This window comes from Devosia sp., assembly GCF_035944845.1.
Lineage (GTDB): Bacteria > Pseudomonadota > Alphaproteobacteria > Rhizobiales > Devosiaceae > Devosia_A.
Genome location: NZ_DASZAW010000008.1, coordinates 23,391 through 41,082, shown reverse-complemented (window position 1 = coordinate 41,082; position 17,692 = coordinate 23,391). Strand labels below are relative to the sequence as shown.

General features: G+C 64.8%; 23 protein-coding genes and 2 tRNA genes. 17 read left to right on the top strand and 8 right to left on the bottom strand.

Annotated elements, in window-relative coordinates:
• Positions 1–141: 141 nt before the first annotated feature.
• Entirely contained in the window at positions 142–639 is a 498-nt protein-coding gene (secB, locus tag VGV07_RS01570) for a protein-export chaperone SecB (protein WP_326866929.1), read from the bottom strand.
• Positions 640–712: 73 nt separating this feature from the next.
• Positions 713–1,192, bottom strand: coding sequence for an FxsA family protein (locus tag VGV07_RS01565; RefSeq protein ID WP_326866928.1), 480 nt, complete (start codon positions 1,190–1,192; stop codon positions 713–715).
• 127 nt (positions 1,193–1,319) lie between these two features.
• Here VGV07_RS01565 and VGV07_RS01560 point away from each other — a divergent pair, with 127 nt between their 5' ends.
• From VGV07_RS01560 to VGV07_RS01520, 9 genes are all read left to right on the top strand, one after another.
• On the top strand, positions 1,320–2,036 hold the full coding sequence (locus VGV07_RS01560; protein ID WP_326866927.1) for a Tim44/TimA family putative adaptor protein: 717 nt from the start codon (positions 1,320–1,322) through the stop codon (positions 2,034–2,036).
• A gap of 24 nt (positions 2,037–2,060) precedes the next feature.
• The gene (locus VGV07_RS01555) at positions 2,061–2,645 is read left to right on the top strand and encodes a Smr/MutS family protein (RefSeq protein ID WP_326866926.1); all 585 of its coding nucleotides are present in this window, start codon (positions 2,061–2,063) and stop codon (positions 2,643–2,645) included.
• On the top strand, positions 2,642–3,001 hold the full coding sequence (locus tag VGV07_RS01550) for a helix-turn-helix transcriptional regulator (protein ID WP_326866925.1): 360 nt from the start codon (positions 2,642–2,644) through the stop codon (positions 2,999–3,001). Before VGV07_RS01555 ends, VGV07_RS01550 begins: the two co-directional genes overlap by 4 nt.
• Before the next feature lie 235 nt (positions 3,002–3,236).
• Positions 3,237–3,310: transfer RNA gene (locus tag VGV07_RS01545), tRNA-OTHER, on the top strand.
• A gap of 1 nt (position 3,311) precedes the next feature.
• Positions 3,312–3,379 (top strand) — tRNA-Ile (locus tag VGV07_RS01540).
• Positions 3,380–3,775: 396 nt separating this feature from the next.
• The gene (locus VGV07_RS01535) at positions 3,776–4,924 is read left to right on the top strand and encodes a slipin family protein (RefSeq protein ID WP_326866924.1); all 1,149 of its coding nucleotides are present in this window, start codon (positions 3,776–3,778) and stop codon (positions 4,922–4,924) included.
• Positions 4,925–5,028: 104 nt separating this feature from the next.
• The gene (locus VGV07_RS01530; RefSeq protein WP_326866923.1) at positions 5,029–5,619 is read left to right on the top strand and encodes a GNAT family protein; all 591 of its coding nucleotides are present in this window, start codon (positions 5,029–5,031) and stop codon (positions 5,617–5,619) included.
• Positions 5,609–5,827 (top strand): hypothetical protein, encoded by a 219-nt coding sequence (locus VGV07_RS01525; RefSeq protein ID WP_326866922.1) that lies wholly within the window; start codon positions 5,609–5,611, stop codon positions 5,825–5,827. The genes VGV07_RS01530 and VGV07_RS01525 overlap by 11 nt, the downstream gene beginning before the upstream one ends.
• Before the next feature lie 98 nt (positions 5,828–5,925).
• Positions 5,926–7,665: an ABC transporter ATP-binding protein gene (locus VGV07_RS01520; protein ID WP_326866921.1), complete on the top strand. Its 1,740-nt coding sequence runs from the start codon at positions 5,926–5,928 to the stop codon at positions 7,663–7,665.
• 142 nt (positions 7,666–7,807) lie between these two features.
• Here VGV07_RS01520 and VGV07_RS01515 read toward each other — a convergent pair whose 3' ends face one another.
• From VGV07_RS01515 to hslV, 5 genes are all read right to left on the bottom strand, one after another.
• Positions 7,808–8,980 carry a pyridoxal phosphate-dependent aminotransferase gene (locus VGV07_RS01515; protein ID WP_326866920.1) on the bottom strand — a complete coding sequence of 391 codons (1,173 nt, stop codon included), beginning with the start codon at positions 8,978–8,980 and terminating at the stop codon, positions 7,808–7,810.
• A gap of 241 nt (positions 8,981–9,221) precedes the next feature.
• On the bottom strand, positions 9,222–10,532 hold the full coding sequence (gene hslU, locus VGV07_RS01510) for an ATP-dependent protease ATPase subunit HslU (RefSeq protein WP_326866919.1): 1,311 nt from the start codon (positions 10,530–10,532) through the stop codon (positions 9,222–9,224).
• A 6-nt stretch (positions 10,533–10,538) separates the two neighbouring features.
• Positions 10,539–11,048, bottom strand: coding sequence for a GNAT family N-acetyltransferase (locus VGV07_RS01505; RefSeq protein ID WP_326866918.1), 510 nt, complete (start codon positions 11,046–11,048; stop codon positions 10,539–10,541).
• On the bottom strand, positions 11,045–11,560 hold the full coding sequence (locus VGV07_RS01500; protein ID WP_326866917.1) for a GNAT family N-acetyltransferase: 516 nt from the start codon (positions 11,558–11,560) through the stop codon (positions 11,045–11,047). The genes VGV07_RS01505 and VGV07_RS01500 overlap by 4 nt, the downstream gene beginning before the upstream one ends.
• The gene (gene hslV / locus VGV07_RS01495; protein WP_326866916.1) at positions 11,547–12,107 is read right to left on the bottom strand and encodes an ATP-dependent protease subunit HslV; all 561 of its coding nucleotides are present in this window, start codon (positions 12,105–12,107) and stop codon (positions 11,547–11,549) included. Before hslV ends, VGV07_RS01500 begins: the two co-directional genes overlap by 14 nt.
• 311 nt (positions 12,108–12,418) lie before the next feature.
• Here hslV and hisB point away from each other — a divergent pair, with 311 nt between their 5' ends.
• Entirely contained in the window at positions 12,419–13,006 is a 588-nt protein-coding gene (gene hisB, locus VGV07_RS01490) for an imidazoleglycerol-phosphate dehydratase HisB (RefSeq protein WP_326866959.1), read from the top strand.
• A gap of 136 nt (positions 13,007–13,142) precedes the next feature.
• Here the strand turns inward: hisB and VGV07_RS01485 are convergent, their stop codons facing one another.
• Complete coding sequence (locus VGV07_RS01485) at positions 13,143–13,301, bottom strand: hypothetical protein (protein ID WP_326866915.1); 159 nt, start codon at positions 13,299–13,301, stop codon at positions 13,143–13,145.
• A 121-nt stretch (positions 13,302–13,422) separates the two neighbouring features.
• Between VGV07_RS01485 and VGV07_RS01480 the strand changes: the two genes are divergently transcribed.
• The 7 genes from VGV07_RS01480 to coaA all read left to right on the top strand — a co-directional run bounded on the left by VGV07_RS01480 (position 13,423) and on the right by coaA (position 17,612).
• Positions 13,423–13,773 (top strand): DUF2628 domain-containing protein, encoded by a 351-nt coding sequence (locus tag VGV07_RS01480; RefSeq protein ID WP_326866914.1) that lies wholly within the window; start codon positions 13,423–13,425, stop codon positions 13,771–13,773.
• Positions 13,770–14,420 (top strand): imidazole glycerol phosphate synthase subunit HisH, encoded by a 651-nt coding sequence (gene hisH, locus VGV07_RS01475; RefSeq protein ID WP_326866913.1) that lies wholly within the window; start codon positions 13,770–13,772, stop codon positions 14,418–14,420. The genes VGV07_RS01480 and hisH overlap by 4 nt, the downstream gene beginning before the upstream one ends.
• Before the next feature lie 154 nt (positions 14,421–14,574).
• A complete protein-coding gene (gene hisA, locus VGV07_RS01470) occupies positions 14,575–15,309 on the top strand; it encodes a 1-(5-phosphoribosyl)-5-[(5-phosphoribosylamino)methylideneamino]imidazole-4-carboxamide isomerase (protein ID WP_326866912.1) in 735 nt (244 codons plus the stop codon).
• Entirely contained in the window at positions 15,309–15,533 is a 225-nt protein-coding gene (locus VGV07_RS01465) for a hypothetical protein (RefSeq protein WP_326866911.1), read from the top strand. Before hisA ends, VGV07_RS01465 begins: the two co-directional genes overlap by 1 nt.
• Positions 15,530–16,339 carry an imidazole glycerol phosphate synthase subunit HisF gene (gene hisF, locus VGV07_RS01460; RefSeq protein ID WP_326866910.1) on the top strand — a complete coding sequence of 270 codons (810 nt, stop codon included), beginning with the start codon at positions 15,530–15,532 and terminating at the stop codon, positions 16,337–16,339. Before VGV07_RS01465 ends, hisF begins: the two co-directional genes overlap by 4 nt.
• Positions 16,336–16,662: a phosphoribosyl-ATP diphosphatase gene (locus VGV07_RS01455; protein WP_326866909.1), complete on the top strand. Its 327-nt coding sequence runs from the start codon at positions 16,336–16,338 to the stop codon at positions 16,660–16,662. Before hisF ends, VGV07_RS01455 begins: the two co-directional genes overlap by 4 nt.
• Positions 16,662–17,612: a type I pantothenate kinase gene (gene coaA / locus VGV07_RS01450; RefSeq protein WP_326866908.1), complete on the top strand. Its 951-nt coding sequence runs from the start codon at positions 16,662–16,664 to the stop codon at positions 17,610–17,612. The genes VGV07_RS01455 and coaA overlap by 1 nt, the downstream gene beginning before the upstream one ends.
• The last annotated feature ends 80 nt before the right edge of the window (positions 17,613–17,692 follow it).

Here is a 17,692-nt window from a genome sequence, read left to right as displayed (position 1 = left end):
ACCGGGTCATTCCCGCAAAAGCCCGAACCTCTGTTTCCTTACTTGCGGTACCATCTCGAACGGAGATACCCGCTTTCGCGGGGATGACACGGCGGGTAGGGCCAGCACGGTGCGCACTGGCACCAACCGGCCTGAGCGAAACTAGTTCGGCTGCGCGTTTGCGGCCTGCTGCGCCTGCAGGTTCCGTACGTTCTGGATGTAGAGTGCCTGGAAATCCACCGGCTCCATCATCAGCGGCGGGAAGCCGCCGAGCTGGACGATGGTGGCCAGCACATGACGGGCGAACGGGAAGATCATCCGCGGGCATTCGACCATCAGGAGGGCCGGCAGTTGCTGCTCGGGCACGTTCTTGATCCGGAACACGCCGCCATAGACCAGCTCGACGTTGAACAGCACCGTCTTGTCGCGCTCGGCCTTGGCGTTGAGGCTGATCTCGACGGCGTAGAGGTCATCAGCCTGTTTCTTGACACCGACATTGATGCCGACGGTGAAGTTCGGGTTGCTGCCGCCGAGCATCACCGAGCCGGGCGCGCCCGGGTTCTCGAAGCTCAGGTCGCGGGTATACTGCCCAACGAGGCTGTAGCTGGGCGCCGTGCTGGCGTTCGCGGGTGCTGCCTCGGGCGGGGTCTGGTCAGCCATAGTCGAAAATTCCTCGAGCTTTCGGTGGCCGGCTGGCTAGCACCTTTGGCCCCGAGCCACAAGCATTGCGGCCTCAGCGCGGGCGCCACTCATCGGAATCGAGGTCGATCGTGCCGTCATCGACACGCCGCTGGGTGAAGCCGGGTCCGGCCCCGCCCGTGGTGGTCACCACTGTCACCCGCGACTTGAGGTAGGCGTAGATCGCCGAACGCACCGGCGGGATCAGCAACAGGATGCCGACGAGGTCGGAAAAGTAGCCAGGCAACAGCAGCAGCAGGCCGGCAAGGCCGATCATCATCGCATCGGCAAGCGCGCGGGCCGGCAACTGGCCACGCCCGACTGTCGAGCGCATCTCGTTGAGCAGCGACAACCCCTGCATGCGGATGACGAGGGAACCGATCAGCGCCGTCAGCACCACACCAGCCAGTGTCGGCCACAGGCCAATGGCGTTGCCGATCACCACGAAAAAGGCGATCTCGATCAGCGGCACCAGCAGAAAGAACAGGAACAACAGGCGGCCCAATGGGTAACCCTTTCGAAAGCGCTGCGTCATAAAGGCCTCGGCGGGCCCCTCAGCCAAACGTGAACTGGTTTCCGGCTGAGCGTTTCCCTATATATAGGGCACATTCCTGGCTCCGCGAGCCAGACGCCCCCTTTCTCTGGCGCGAGTAGCACGTCCGATGGATGAATTCTTCGATATCCCCACGCTCATCGTCATTGGTTTGGCGATCGTCGTGCTGTTCCGCCTGCGTCAGGTGCTGGGCACCCGCACCGGTCGCGAGCGCACGCCGCTGCAGCGCCAGCGCGAGGCCGCGCCGGTGAAGGCAGGTGAGGAGAACGTCGTGCAGATGCGTCCGCGCCCGGCCCCTGAAACCGACGAGGATCAGGCCCGCGCCGCCCGCAAGCTCGAAGCCGAGATCACCCAGTTCGCCCATGGCGACGACAAGGTGGCAGCCGGGCTCAAGGCGATTGCCGATGCTGATGGCAGCTTCTCGCCCAAGAGCTTCATGGAAGGCGCCAAGTCCGCCTACGAGATGATCGTCACGGCCTTTGCCGCGGGCGACCGGCAGACCCTGAAGAACCTGCTCGAAAAGGACGTCTACGATGGCTTCGAGCGGGTGATCAAGGATCGCGAGGCCGCCGGCCAGAAGGTCGATTTTACCTTTGTCGGCTTGCCCAAGATCGAGATCTCGGATGCCGAACTCGACAAACGCTCTGCCAATGTCACCATTCGTTTCCATGCCGAGGTGGTCTCGGCCACGCGCGACAAGGACGGCAACCTGCTCGAGGGCAATGCCGACCAGGTTACCAACATCGCCGACGAATGGACCTTTGCGCGCAACCCCAAATCGCGCGATCCCAACTGGAAGCTCGTCGCCACCAGCCAGCTCGAATAAGAGGCCACGCTCGGGGGCGATGCGATGGCCAAGCGCCGGTCGGATGGAAAGGGCCAGCTCCCCGACTGGCACCTTTGGCTCGAAGTGTCGCAGACGGTAGCGCCGCTCCGGCCGCAGCGGCCCATCGTCAACCTCGATGCCGAACCGCTGCCGATCCCGGCGCCCGCGCCTACCCCCAAACGGCACCGTCTGCTGCCTGCTATGGCGCCATATCAATCCGATGGCCGGCCCGGCCGGAAGGTGCCGCGAGGCGGAATCGAGCCCAATCTCAAGCAGCGGCTGCAGCGCGGTCGCGAGGAAATCGACGGCACCATCGACCTGCACGGGATGCGCCAGGTCGAGGCGCATGCGGCGCTCACCCGTTTCATCCACGCGCGCTCCGCCCGCGGCGACCGCACGCTGCTGGTGATCACCGGCAAGGGGCTGAAAAAGCTCGGCGACGATGCGGCGGTGATCGTCGAGCGCGGCGTGCTGCGTGCCATGCTGCCGGTCTGGTTGACCGAGCCCAACCTGGCGCCGCTGGTTGCCGGCTGGGACACCGCGGCGCAGGGCCACGGGGGCGACGGGGCCTTCTATGTTCGTCTCCGGCGGGAGCGCGATTACCGATGACACCACTGGGCCTCAAACTGCGCGCCATGCGCGAAGAGCGCGGGCTGACCCTCAAGGACATGGCAAAGGCACTGCGTGTCTCGAGCGCTTATCTCAGCGCGCTGGAGCATGGCCGTCGCGGCAAGCCGACCTTCGCGCTGCTGCAGAAGATCATCGCCTATTTCAACGTCATCTGGGACGATGCCGAGGAATTGCAGCGCCTCGCCGAGATGAGCGACCCGAAGATCACCATCGACACTGCGGGCATGTCGCCGCAAGCCACCGAGCTTGCCAACCGCCTGGCCCGCGATATCGGCCGGCTCGCGCCGGACGACTTGAGCTTTCTCAGCAACGAAGTTATGCGCCGGCTGAAATAGTCTGCCATCATTGCGTAACGGCAAGTACGCAGCCCCGTGTTGTTGCAAAAATATCGCAAAACAACCGTACCAATAATTACGCCTCGAAGTAATGCTTGCCTGGCATCAGCAACGGGCCTAAACGCCCGCTCCCCGGCGACGTGCCGGTGACTGGCAAAGGGTCGAGCTCGTGAGCTCTCGCCTGGCGCGGATGGCTTTGCCTCCCCGTGTACCGCCGGCCACTGGAACCGGGACCGCACATGTAGCTCAGCCTGGCAGAGCACCGGAGCGATCCGGAGGTCGTGGGTTCGAATCCCGCTATGTGCTCCACGATGTAGCTCATTTGGGTAGAGCATCAGACTGATAATCTGAGGGTAGAGGGTTCGACTCCCTCCATCACGGTCCTTCACCAGGGCCGCCAGCTTAGGGTGCTGGTTACTGAGACTAAGGGTTCTGGGGCCGGTCCACGTGGGATCGGCCGCGGCAGCAGAGGCGACAGCCCGCGCTGCCAAAGCCGGAACCGCCCTTCGAGGGGTGCTCCGGCACCGGCTGAAGGATGAACATGGTTCTGGCCCAGCCCGCGCACCCGTTTGCGCCACGGCTTCGCCATTCCCATCGACATCCCGCTCGCCGGCCTGCTCGCTACTCTCGTCGGTCGGCCGCCCCGGAACCTCATCTGCCATTCGACTGGTCTTGCACGGTGCGGGACCGCGAACCACCGGGCCCTATCGGGCCCAGACAAGTGAAAGGACGAACTCGGGTCATGACCTAGAGGCGTTTGAAGGAGGACTAACCATGGTGATCGAAATTCTGGATCGCGTGCGTGGTGTTTCGCGCGTGATCGTCAAGGAAAACCAGCGCGCCATTGCGCTGTACAAGGGCAAGTTCCATGGGGTCCTCACCCCGGGCGAGCACGTGCTGCGGGCTGACCGCGGCCGGCTGGAGATCGAGTGGCACGATCTCGCACGTCCGGAGTTCGTCTCGAGCTACGACAAGGCGCTGTTCCGCGACCACGCTGAGGTGGCGGGCCGGTACCTGACCGAGATTCGCGCCGGTGCCGACGAGGTGGTGGTCGTGTCTCGCGACAAGCGCCTCCATGCGGTGCTGAAGCCGGAGGAGCGTGAGGTATACTGGACCGAAGCCGGTCCGTGGACCGCCGAGCGGGTCGAGATCGCCGAGGACCTCGCCGTGCCGGTGGCGCTACAGAAGCGTTTGTCCGGCGTGGCGCGGCTCGGCCTCGTCACCGCTGTCGATGTTGCCGAAGGCCATGTCGGCCTGCTGTTCGTCGACGGCAAGTTCGTCCGCGAGCTCGAGGCGGGTGCGGCGATGTTCTGGGCCGTCGCCCGTAAGGCTTCGGTGAAGATCATCGATCTTCGCCGTCAGTCGCTCGACGTGACCGGCCAGGAAGTGCTGACCCGCGACCGCGTCACGCTGCGGGTGAACCTCGCCGCGGAATACCGGGTGGTCGATGCGGTGAAGGCTGCGACCTCGGTCAAGGATTTCGCCGATGCGCTCTACCGCGCCCTGCAGTTTGCGTTCCGCAAGTCGCTGGGTGCCAAGAGCCTCGATGAAATCCTCGCCGACAAGGTGACCGCCGAGGTCGAGGCGGTGGAGCGCGTGCGCGCCGACATGGCGGCGATCGGTCTTTCGGTCGGCGACATCGCGGTCAAGGACGTGGTGCTGCCGGGTGAGATGCGCGACATCCTCAACAAGGTTGTCGCGGCCGAGAAGGAAGCCGAGGCGAACGTCATCCGTCGGCGTGAGGAGACGAACGCCACCCGTTCGCTGCTCAACACCGCGCGGGTAATGGCAGAGAACCCGGTAATGCTGCGGCTCAAGGAGCTCGAGGCCTTGTCGGAAATCGCCGGCAAGGTCGAGCGCCTGACCGTGCACAACGGTACGGCGGGCCTGATGAACGATCTGGTCAAGCTCCGCGACCAGTAACGAAGACGGCCGCCGGGGGCAAACTCCGGCGGCCGAACCTGACGTCCGAGTGCGGCAGAGGGATTTGCCGGAGCCGGTGCGCTGCGTTACTTCAGTGGCGGGGGGTGACCGACCGTATGGGCCGACGCAGCAAGCTCGATTGCGACCTCGAAACCGAACGTTTTCATCTGCGTCGCTGCGGGCGACTACAGGCGTTTTTCTGGACGCGAGGGTGGCGGCGCGACCCGGAGCTACTCGAAGGGCTGTTCCAGTCGCCCCGATCGTATACCCTGCTGCAATGGTGGTTTCGCGGGCCGCGTCCCAACGGCCGCACGCGCTTTGCTCATGCCATTGTCAGCAAGGCCAGCGGCGAGGTCATCGGGCTGCACGTGGTCGTGCGTCGGCGCGACGGGTCTGTCGCCTATTGCCACGTGGCAATCCACGATCGGGCCTGGTGGGGACAGGGTGTTGTGGTCGAGGTGCGCGCGCGGATGCTCAGCCACTTCTTCGCCCATGGCACCGAACGGTTTGTCGCGACGATCGACGCCCGCAACGCACCCTCCATCTTCAACTATCGCCGGCTCGGCTTTAGGGCTATCGGGAATAGTACGACGCACAACCCCGATCCAGCGACCGGCCGGGGCCGGCCGGCAGTGGAGATGGAACTGCGCCGCAAGGATTGGGTCGCACCGGGGGAAGATCATCATGAGCTCTGAGCTTCGCGCCGCCGGGCTGGTTGCCCGGGCTCTCGACATCCAGGCCAGCGTGTCCGTGAACGACGACATGAACAGTCTCGCCGCCTGGTCCAGTCTCGCCCACGCCCGCCTCGTCCTCGAGCTGGAGGCGGAACTGGGCCGCCAGCTCACTGGGGAAGAGGTCGCTGGGATCATCTCGGTCGCTGCGGTGGCTCGGCTCCTCGGGTAGCACCGCGGATTCACGTGGAACATCGTCCGAAGGTGGACAGCCCTGCTGAACCAGCCTAAGCGCTACGCGACATATTCTGACTACTGCGGACAAGTTTCATGCTGCGCCGGTTCTTTGCCTATTATGGCCCTTACAAGCACCTGTTCTTTCTCGATTTCGGCTGTGCTGTGCTCGCCGGCATCCTCGAGCTCGGCTTCCCGCTGGCGGTAAAGCTGTTCGTCGACGACCTGCTGCCGGGGCAGAACTGGGGGCTCATCGCGGCGACCGCGGCGCTGCTGCTGGGCGTGTTCGCGCTCAACACCGTGCTCTCCGCCATCGTCAACTACTGGGGCCATGCGCTCGGCATCTCGATCGAGACCGATATGCGGCGGCAGGCCTTCGACCATATCCAGAAGCTGAGCTTCCGCTATTTCGACAACAACAAGACCGGCCAGCTGATCACCCATGTCACCAAGGATCTCGAGGAAGTCGGCGAAGTCGCCCACCATGGTCCCGAGGATCTGTTCATCGCGGTGATGACCTTCATCGGCGCCTTCGTGCTGATGTTCACCGTGCACTGGCAGCTGGCGCTGCTTACCACCATCATCGTGCCGCTGATGACCTGGCTGGTGAGCAAGTACGGCTCGCGCATGACCACCACCTGGCAGCAGCTGTTCCGCCAGGTCGGCGATTTCAACACAAGGGTGCAGGAGAGCGTCGGCGGCATCCGCGTCGTAAAGGCCTTCGCCAACGAGGATTACGAACGCGGGCTGTTCGCCAAGAACAACGAGGGCTACCGCGCCACCAAGCTCAGCGCCTACGCCATCATGACCGCCTCGATTGCGCTGAGCTATTTCAGCACCCGCTTCGTGCAGCTGGTGGTGATGGTGGCCGGCACCTGGTTCGTCATCGCCGGCGAGTTGAGTTATGGCGGCTTCGTCAGCTTCCTGCTGCTGGTCAACGTGTTCTTCCGGCCGATCGACAAGATCACCTCGGTGCTCGAGAGCTATCCCAAGGGCATTGCCGGCTTCCGCCGCTTCACCACGCTGATCGATACCGAGCCCGACACCGCTGACCGCCCCGGGGCGAAGCCTGTCGCGAGCCTCAAGGGCGATATCGTCTACTCGAATGTGAGCTTTGCTTACTCGGGCGATCCGACAGCCAGGGACAAGGTGCTCGACGGGCTCAACCTTTTGATCGCCGCTGGCGAAACGGTGGCCTTTGTCGGTCCGTCCGGCGCCGGCAAGACCACCATCTGCTCGCTGCTGCCGCGCTTCTACGATGTCACGGCCGGTTCGATCACCGTCGATGGTATCGATATCCGCGACATGACGCAGGCTTCGCTGCGCAGCCAGATCGGCATCGTGCAGCAGGATGTGTTCCTGTTCGGCTCGACCATCCGCGAAAACGTCGCCTATGGCCGCCTCGGCGCCAGCGACGAGGAAGTGATGGATGCGCTGCGGCGCGCCTCGCTCGACGAGTTCGTGCTGTCATTGCCCGACGGGCTCGACACCCCGACGGGCGAGCGCGGCGTGAAGCTGTCGGGCGGCCAGAAGCAGCGGCTCGCAATCGCCCGCATCTTTTTGAAGAACCCGCCGATCCTTATCCTCGACGAGGCGACTTCGGCGCTCGACACTGCCACCGAGTATGCCATCCAGCAGGCGCTGGCGGCTTTGTCGGAAGGTCGCACCACCCTGGTGGTGGCGCATCGGCTCGCCACCATCCGCAATGCCGATCGCATCGTGGTGGTGAGCAATGAGGGCATCGTCGAGCAGGGGACGCACGCCGAATTGCTCAGGCGCGAGGGCGCCTACGCCCGGCTGCACGGCGCGCAGTTCGGCGCGCTGGTCGATTCGTGAGTGGTTCAGTTTCAGCCGATAGCCGAGGCGGTCGCCTCCCTCCCCCTTGAGGGGAGGGATTGAGGGAGGGGGTGGTGCAGTCACCGCCGAGCGTCCCTCACCACCCCAGCCCCTCCCCTCAAGGGGAAGGGGAGCAGAGCGCTCAGCGCCCGAGAAACGCCTTCAGCCGCCCGACCCCGTCGCGAAGTTTTGCCGGATCGACGGCGTGGCACCAGCGCAGCCAGCCCTGGCCTTCCGATCCGAACGCGCCGCCGGGGGCGAGACCGAGCCCCGCTTCCTCGACCAGGCGTTTCGCCAGGGCCAGCGTGTCGTCAAAGCCCTCGATGCGGAAGAACACATACATCGCGCCGCCCGCATCGGGGACGCTGACACCGGGGATGCGGCTCAGCTCGTCGACCAGCAACTTCCGGGTGTCCGAAAGCTCTTTACGAAGTTTGGCAACTGTCGGCTCGCCCTCGGTGAGTGCAGCGGTCGCGGCGCGCTGCACCGGCTCGAGGATGCACGAGGTGTTGTACTCGATGACCTTGGTCAGGTCGTTCGACAGCGTCTCGGGCGTCGCCAGCCAGCCGACGCGCCAGCCGGTCATCGACCAGGCCTTGGAGAAGCTGTTCACCGAGATGATCCGGTCGCCCGGCTCGTAGCGGCGGAGGAACGAGGGGGCCGAGCGGCGCTGCGGGTCATGCACCAGCCGCTCGTAGACATCGTCGCTCAGCACCCAGATGCCGTGCTTGCGGCAATGCGCCAGCACCGCGTCGACCTGGTCCTCCTCGATGGTCCAGCCGGTCGGATTGTTGGGTGAGTTGATAATGGTAAGCCGGGTGTCGGGGGTCAGCGCCTCCAGCAATCGATCGAGGTCGAGCGACCATTTGCCGTTGGCGACGGTGAGCGGCACCCGCACCACCTCGGCCCCCAGAATTCTCGGGATCTCGACGATGTTTGGCCAGAGCGGCGTCACCGCTACCACCCGGTCGCCAGGCGACAGCACCATCTGCGCTGCGATCATCAGACCCGAGACGCCGGAGCCGACCGCGGCGATCCGGTTCGGCTCGACCGTCGTGCGGTGGAGGTTGCCGAGATAGCCGGCAATCGCTTCGCGCAGATACGGCCGGCCGAGATTCTGCGAGTAGAACGTCTCGCCCTCGGCCAGCGACGCCATCGCTGCCTCGCGGATGAAGCCCGGCGTCGGCTGGTCGGACTCGCCGAACCAGAACCGCAGCACATCGTTCCGGCCCATCCCGGCATTGGCGACGTCCCGGATCAGCGAGGCTTGCAGCGCCTGGATGTCGGGGCGGGCGGCGACGAGGTTGGTGCTCATTTGGCGAGATATGGCCGATGCGCCTCGGGCCCGCAAGCGTCCGCGGAGTGCGGTCCACCCCCAACCGAGCGACGCTAGTTCGCTTCGCTCACAAGCTTTGCTGCTCTCCCCACAAGGGGGAGGGAGGCGATAGCTGCAAGGTCGCGGTTCTGGCGTCTCCCTCCCCCTCGGGGCGACATCTTGTCGTCCCCTTGTGGGGAGGGATCAAGGGTGGGAGTGGCCCCGCGCTCCGTTGCTGAGGTTACAGCACGAACCGGCTGAGGTCCGTATCGGCTGCCATCTTGCCGATCCGCTCGTCGACATAACCCTTGTCGATGCGGATCGTCTCGCCGGCTTTGTCGGGGGCATCAAACGAGATATCCTCGACCAGACGCTCGAGGATGGTGGCGAGCCGGCGGGCGCCGATGTTTTCCACCGTGGCGTTGACGTGCACCGCCGCATCCGCGATCGCTTCGATCGCTTCGGGGGTGAAGTCGAGCGTCAGGCCCTCGGTCTTCATCAGCGCCACATACTGCTTGATCAGGCTCGCATCGGTATCGTTGAGGATGCCGATCAGGTCCTGTCGGGTCAGCGCCTTGAGCTCGACGCGGATGGGGAGACGCCCCTGCAGCTCGGGCAGCAGGTCCGAAGGCTTGGCCACATGGAAGGCGCCCGAAGCGATGAACAGGATGTGGTCGGTTTTCACCGGGCCGTACTTGGTCGAAACCGTGGTGCCCTCGATCAATGGCAACAGGTCGCGCTGCACGCCTTCGCGGCTGACGCCACCGCCGTAGCCGCCTTCGCGGTTCACGATCTTGTCGATCTCGTCGATAAAGGCGATGCCGTGGTTCTCGACCAGATCCACCGCTTCCTTGTTGAGCTGATCCTGGTCGAGCAGCTTGTCGGCTTCCTCGGCGACGAGCGGCGCATGCGCATCCTTGACCTTGACCTTGCGCTTGACGCCGCGACCGCCGAACGCTTTGCCCAGCATGTCCTGGATGTTGATCACGCCGATATTGGCGCCCGGCATACCGGGGATGTCGAAGCCACCCGGGTTGCCGGTCGGCTGCATCTCGATCTCGATTTCCTTGTCGTCGAGCTCGTTGGTGCGAAGCTTGTTGCGGAAGCTGTCGCGCGTCGATGGCGAAGCCGACGAGCCGACCAGCGCGTCGAGCACCCGCTCCTCGGCATTGTGGTGCGCCTGCGCCTGCACCTCGGCCCGCTTCTTGTCGCGCAACAGCGAAATGCCGGCTTCCACCAGGTCGCGGATGATCTGCTCGACATCGCGGCCGACATAGCCGACTTCGGTGAACTTGGTGGCTTCCACCTTGATGAACGGCGCCTGCGCGAGCTTGGCGAGACGGCGGCTGATCTCGGTCTTGCCGACGCCGGTCGGCCCGATCATCAGGATATTCTTGGGCGTCACCTCGGCGCGCAGGTCATCCGACAGCTGCTGCCGGCGCCAGCGGTTGCGCAGCGCCACGGCCACGGCGCGCTTGGCGTCATGCTGGCCGACGATATAGCGATCGAGCTCGGAGACGATCTCGCGCGGGGAGAAGTTGGTATCACTCATAATCCGTCACTTTCCGCTGCCCTCATCGAGGCGCAGCACCATGAGATAGTCATCGTAGAAGACGCCATCGACCTTGAGGCCGCGCGGGTCTTCGCCATAGATCACGAAGCCCTGCCGCTCGTAGAGCCGGCGGGCCCGGGGGTTGTCCTGCGTCACCGCCAGGTGCAGTTGCAGCACGTGGTTGCGGGCCTCGGCGATCACCGCGGCGATCAGCAGGTCGGCGCCGCCACGGCCACGTGAGCCGGGGCTGAGATAGACCCCCACCAGATGTCCGCGATGCGCCGATTTCTTCATCGCCTCGCGATAGAAGCCGGCAGTGCCGACCAGCGTATCGGCGTCGAACAGGCCGAAGACGAAGCCCTTGTCGAGCCGCTCGACCCACGCGGCGGCCGGCTTGTCGACCTCCTCGGCAAGGCTCGAGCCGAACGAGGCGGGCGAGTTCTGCAGCCCCTCGATCCGCAGCCGCCGGTAGGCATCCGCATCGGCAGCGGTGAGTCGGCGGGTGGTCCAGCTCACGCCAGCTCTCCGTCGGCGTTGCGCGCCATCATCAGCGCCGGGCCATATTCCGAGTGCCGGGTGTCGAAACGCTCGAACCCGGCCTTTTCATATGCCCGGATCGCTGCCACGTTGGCCGGATCGGGGTCGATGATCACCCGGATCGCGCCCTCATCGAACAGCAGTTCGACAAAGGCCTCGATCAGCCGCGGGCCGTGGCCCTTGCCGATCAGCTCCGGTAGCCCGATGAACTGGTCAATTCCCAGCGTGCCGGTTGGCTGGTCCTGGTACGGGTGCCCATCTTCGAGATGCGGGTCGTAGCTCTGGATGTAGCCGATCGGCTTGCCGTTGAGTTCGACGATGAAGGGCTCGACCGAAATGCTGTCGATATGACCTTCGATCGACTTCAGCCCTTCGAGGGGGTCGTCCCACCATTGCGCGACGTGCGGCTCCGCCAGCCAGCCGGCCAGAAGCGGCAGGTCGGCTCGCGTCACCGGCCGGAAGCCGTAGCGGTGGGCGTCAGACGGTTTCAATCGTTTCGACCGTCACGTTCTCGTTGGTGTAGATGCACACCTCGGCGGCGATCTTCATCGCTTTCCTGGCGATTTCCTCGGCGTCCATGTCGGTGTTCTCGCTCAGCGCCAGCGCCGCCGAATAAGCGTAGTTGCCGCCCGAGCCGATGGCGATGGTCGAATGGTCGGGGGTGAGCACGTCGCCGGTGCCGGTGAGCACCAGCGTCACGTCCTTGTCGGCGACGATCATCATCGCCTCGAGCCGGCGCAGGTACCGGTCGGTGCGCCAATCCTTGGCCAGCTCGACCGAGGCGCGCATCAGCTGGTCCGGATACTGGATCAGCTTGGCCTCGAGCCGCTCGAACAGCGTGAACGCGTCGGCCGTGGCGCCGGCAAAGCCGCCGATCACCTTGCCCTCGGCGAGCCGCCGGACCTTCTTGGCGGTATGCTTCATCACGGTGTTGCCGACCGAGACCTGTCCGTCACCGGCTACCACCACCTTGTTGCCCTTGCGGACGGCGACGATGGTCGTGCCGTGCCAGCCGGGAAACTCGTTGTCCTTCGACATCTTGGGAAAAACTCCAGAACTGTTCCGCCATATTTAGGGGCGCACCGGTGGATTGCAAACCGGGCTAGCCGGTTGGGTAGTTTCCTGGAGGTTACCGCGCGGAGGTTGCCTCACCACCGATGTCATTCCCGCGAAGTCGGGAACCTAGTGCGATCTCTCTACGCCATGGAGGTTGAAGCATCCCACTGGGTCCCCGCCTTCGCGGGGATGACACCGGTGAGTGGAAGGCGCCTTCACCGCATCTTCACCGCTCCGGCGCTATCTGCTACAGCCGCCGCGCCACGCCAGGGACTGCCAGGATGACGACCAACATGCGCACCGCCGAGATCAAGCGAAAGACCAACGAGACCGATATCCAGGTGTCGGTGAACCTCGACGGGGCCGGCAAGCACGACATGCAGACCGGCATCGGCTTTCTCGATCACATGCTGGATCAGCTTTCGAAGCACTCACTGATCGATATGACCGTGCGCGCCAGGGGCGATCTGCATATCGACTTCCACCACACCGCCGAGGATGTCGGCATCGCGCTGGGCGAGGCGATCAGGCAGGCGCTGGGCAACAAGAAGGGCATCCGCCGCTACGCCTCCTCCGACCTGCCGATGGATGGCACGCTCACCCGCGTGGCTCTCGACGTTTCCGGCCGTCCGTTCCTCGTCTGGAAGGTCGAGTTCACCCGCGACAAGGTGGGCGAGATGGATACCGAACTGTTCCGCGAATGGTTTCAGGCCTTCGCCATGAACGCCGGCATCACGCTGCACGTCGAAACCTTCTACGGCGACAACAACCACCATATTGCCGAGAGCGCCTTCAAGGCGCTGGCCCGGGCGCTGCGGTCGGCAGTCGAGATCGACCCGCGCGCCGCCGACGCCATCCCTTCGACCAAGGGCACGCTCTAGCCGCCGCTGATGTGAGCCGCTGGCCGCGGGTGGATGCCGACCCCCACCCCTAATCCCTCCCCCTGAACAAGGGGAGGGAGACGCTCTCTCGGAAGCTGGTGTCAGCCCGCACCCGCGCCCGAGCGCAGGCAGGAACTCAACTGAAGCCGTAATTGGCGCCGGCGGTGATCACCGTCAGGGTGAAGATCGCCATCAGTACGAGCAGCCCGACAGCGAGCCAGCCGATGAAGATGCCCTGGGTCGGTTCGGAACCCATGGTTCCATCGCCATGCGGGTCGTGGGAATCGTGCGACATGCAGCTCTCCTCAAGCCTGTTGAACAAACGGCGTGACTGGCGGTTGGGGCCCTCATCTTCCAACCGTGCGGATTTTGCTCTAAGGCGAACCCGCAACCACGCCGACCTGATGAGGATAACCGTGACCCTCTATTCCGTCTACGAGCGCCCGAGCGATGCGCCCACTGCAGTGGCCGATCGCTTCTCCTGGTCCGCAGCCCTGCTGCCGCCGGTACATGCGCTGTTGCACGGGCTGTGGTTGCTGTTGCTGCTCTGGGTCGTCGGTACCCTCGCGATCGCCGCCTTGGGCGTGCTGATCGGCGGCCAAGCAGCGTTCTGGCTCTATGTGCTGTTCGCCACTCTGATCGGATTTGAAGCCGCAAGTTTCCGTCGGGTGAAGACGGCGAAGCGCGGTGGTCTTTATCGCACCGAGATCGTTGCTGCCGGCGAAGACCTGGCACTGGTCGACTATCTGAAGCAGCAGACCCGATGAGCACCGTCACCATTATCGACTACGGTTCGGGCAACCTGCGCTCCGCCGCCAAGGCTTTTGAACGCGCTGCGCGTGAGGCCGGGACGGATGACGAGATTCTCGTCACCGATGACGTCGAGGCAGTACGCCGCGCCGATCGCATCGTGCTCCCCGGCGTCGGCGCTTTCGCCGATTGCCGCGCCGGGCTCGACGCGGTGACCGGCATGGTCGAGGTGCTCGAGGAGCGGGTGATCCGGGGTGGGGCACCGTTCCTCGGCATCTGCGTCGGCATGCAGCTGATGGCCAGCGAGGGTCGCGAGAAGGCGACGACCAGAGGCCTCGGCTGGATTCCCGGCGCAGTGGTGCGGCTCGAGCCAAAAGGCGATCTCAAGGTGCCGCACATGGGCTGGAACACTTTGACATTCCACAAACCGCATCCGCTGCTCGAAGGCATTCCCGACGGCGCGGCTGGGCTGCACGCCTACTTCGTCCACTCCTACCATCTCGCGACCGAACGGCCGGAGACGCTGGTTGCCACCGCGGAATATGGGCAGCAGGTCACCGCCATCGTCGGGCGCGACAACCTGCTGGGCACCCAGTTCCACCCGGAAAAGAGCCAGACGCTTGGCCTGACGCTCATTCGCAATTTCCTGGGGTGGAAGCCGTGATGTCGAGTGCTTGGCTACCCCTCACCCTAACCCTCTCCCCAGAGGGGAGAGGGGACGATTGGACCGCGGGCTGTGCAGCTATCGCCCCCTCGCCCCTTTGGGGAGAGGGCTGGGGTGAGGGGCAGCCGAGCGCTCAGGAGTCGGAGTTCTCCGCATGATCCTTTTCCCCGCCATCGACCTCAAGGACGGCCAGTGCGTCCGCTTGAAGCTGGGCGACATGGACCAGGCCACGGTGTTCAACGACGATCCGGCCGCGCAGGCCAAGTCGTTCGAGGACCAGGGGTTCGAATACCTGCACGTCGTCGATCTCAACGGCGCCTTCGCCGGCAAGAGCATCAACGGCGACGCCGTCGAGGCGATCCTCAAGGCAGTGAACTTTCCGGTGCAGCTGGGCGGTGGCATCCGCAGCATCGCCCACATCGAGGCCTGGCTCGGCCGCGGCCTCGCCAGGGTCATCCTTGGCACCATCGCGGTGCGCGATCCGGCGCTGGTGCGCGAAGCGGCGCGGCTGTTCCCGGGCCGGGTGGCGGTCGGTATCGATGCGCGCGGCGGCAAGGTGGCGGTGGAGGGCTGGGCGGAAACTTCCGAGCTCACGGCGATCGAACTGGGCCGGCGTTTCGAGGGGGCAGGGGTGGCGGCGATCATCTATACCGATATTGACCGCGACGGCGTGCTGAAGGGCATCAACTGGCCCTCGACGCTCGAGCTCGCCGAAGCCGTGTCGATTCCGGTGATCGCGTCGGGCGGCCTCGCCTCGATGGACGACATTCGCACCATGACCGAGCCGCGCTACCAGATCCTCGAAGGGGCTATCTCGGGCCGCGCCCTCTACGACGGGCGCATTGATTCACGTGAAGCAATGGCACTGCTGAAACAGCGAGCCGCCTGATGGCAAAGCTCCGGAACAAGCCCGTGCTGGTCAGGCGGGTGCGCCTCTGGTGGTATCCGCTGGCGCTGGCGCCCATCCTGGCGCTGGTCTATGCCGGCTTCACCGGCATCCTCCCCACCTTGTTCGGCCTCGCCGGGCTGTTCGCTTTCTTCTTCTGGGTGTTCTCCTTCGGTTTCGCCATCTATGCAAAGCTGAAGCGCCCGCCTTCGGATCTCCGCCAATGACCCTCAAGACCCGCATCATCCCTTGCCTCGATGTGAAAGACGGCCGCGTCGTCAAAGGCGTGCAGTTCGTCGACCTGATCGATGCCGGCGATCCGGTCGAAGCCGCCATCGCCTACAACGCCGCCGGTGCCGACGAGCTGACCTTCCTCGATATCACCGCCAGCCACGAGAACCGCGACACCATTTTCGATGTGGTGGCGCGCACCGCCGAGCATTGCTTCATGCCGGTGACGGTGGGCGGCGGCATCCGGAAGCTCGAGGATATCCGCAAACTTCTGCTCGCCGGCGCCGACAAGGTGTCGATCAACTCGGCGGCGGTGAACGACCCGGATTTCATTGCCCGCGCCGCCGACAAGTTCGGCGACCAGTGCATCGTCGTTTCGGTCGATGCGCGGCGGCGGCAAGTGCAGGCGCCGGGGCAGCAGAATATGGACGAATGGGAAATCTATACCCATGGCGGGCGCAACCCGACCGGGCTCGACGCAGTGGAGTTCGCCGCAAAGATGGTCGAGCGCGGGGCTGGCGAGCTGCTGGTCACCTCGATGGATCGCGACGGCACCAAGTCGGGGTTCGATCTGAAGCTCACCCGTGCGGTCGCCGACGCGGTGCATGTGCCGGTGGTTGCCTCGGGCGGCGTCGGCTCGCTCGACGACCTGGTCGACGGGGTGAAGGAGGGGCACGCTTCGGCGGTGCTCGCCGCCTCGATCTTCCACTTCGGCACCTACACGGTGGGCGAAGCCAAGGACTACATGGAGCGCCACGGCATTCCGATGCGGCGTGATTCCAACGCGGGAGAGTTTCTGTGAGCTTCAGCCTCGAAGACCTGGATAAGCGCATCGCTGCCCGTGCCGGCGCCTCGCCCGATGAAAGCTACACCGCAAAGCTCTTGGCCGGCGGGGTCGAACGCTGCGCCAAGAAGTTCGGTGAGGAAGCCGCAGAGATCATCATCGCCTCGGTGACCAAGGACAAGAAGGGCACCGAAGGCGAAGCCTCCGACGTGATCTACCACCTCTTGGTGCTGCTCCGCGCCGCCGGCGTGCCGCTCGCCGACGTGATGGCGCAGCTCGAGCGCCGCACGGCCCAATCGGGGCTCGAAGAAAAGGCGTCGCGCGGGAAGGCTCAGGGCTGATGGGGGTCAAGAAGCTCGAGCTCGCGCCCTACCACTATTTCAGCAAGGCCGAGTGGAGCGGCTTTCGCGCCGACGAGCCGATGACGCTCGACGCCGATGACGTCAAGCGTCTGCGCGCCCTGACCGACCCGATCTCGTTCACCGAGGCCGAGGAAATCTACCTGCCGCTGAGCCGTCTGATCTCGCTCTATGTCGAAGCGACGCAGCAGCTGCACCGCGCCTCGACCAAATTCCTCGGCGCCGACGGCCGCAAGGTGCCGTACATCATCGGCGTTGCCGGCTCGGTGGCGGTGGGCAAATCCACCACCTCGCGTATCTTGAAGGCGCTGCTCAGTCGCTGGCCGAGTTCCCCCAAGGTCGACCTCGTCACCACCGACGGCTTCCTTTACTCCAACGCGAAACTCGATGAGCTCAAGCTCGCCGACCGCAAGGGCTTTCCCGAAAGCTATGATCGCGGCGCGCTGATCCGGTTCCTTTCCGACATCAAGTCGGGCAAGCCCGACGTGAAGGTGCCGGTCTACTCGCACCTCGTCTACGACGTCATCGACGGCGAGTTCATCACCATCGACCGGCCCGACATCCTGATCGTCGAGGGGCTCAACATCCTGCAGCCGGGCGAGCTGCCGAAATCCGGCAAGCCGATCCTGTTCGCCTCCGACTTCCTCGATTTCTCGATCTTCATCGATGCCGACGAGAATGACCTGACCACCTGGTTCATGGAGCGCTTCCGGCGCCTCCGCGAAACCGCCTTCGCCGACCCCAAGAGCTTCTTTCACCGTTTTACCAAGATGAGCACCGAAGAAGCCGAGGCGTTCGGCATGTGGGCCTGGAAAGAGATCAACCTCCCGAACCTTCGCGACAACATCCAGCCAACCCGCAGCCGCGCCGACCTGGTGCTGACCAAGGGCCCGAGCCACGCGATCGAACGCGTGGCGCTGCGGAAGGTTTGAGAGTTCCGCTAAGGCGTGGCACGATCTCTCCGTGGTCCTCCACCGCGTGAGCGGGGGAGGGGGACCAAGCGAAGCTTGGT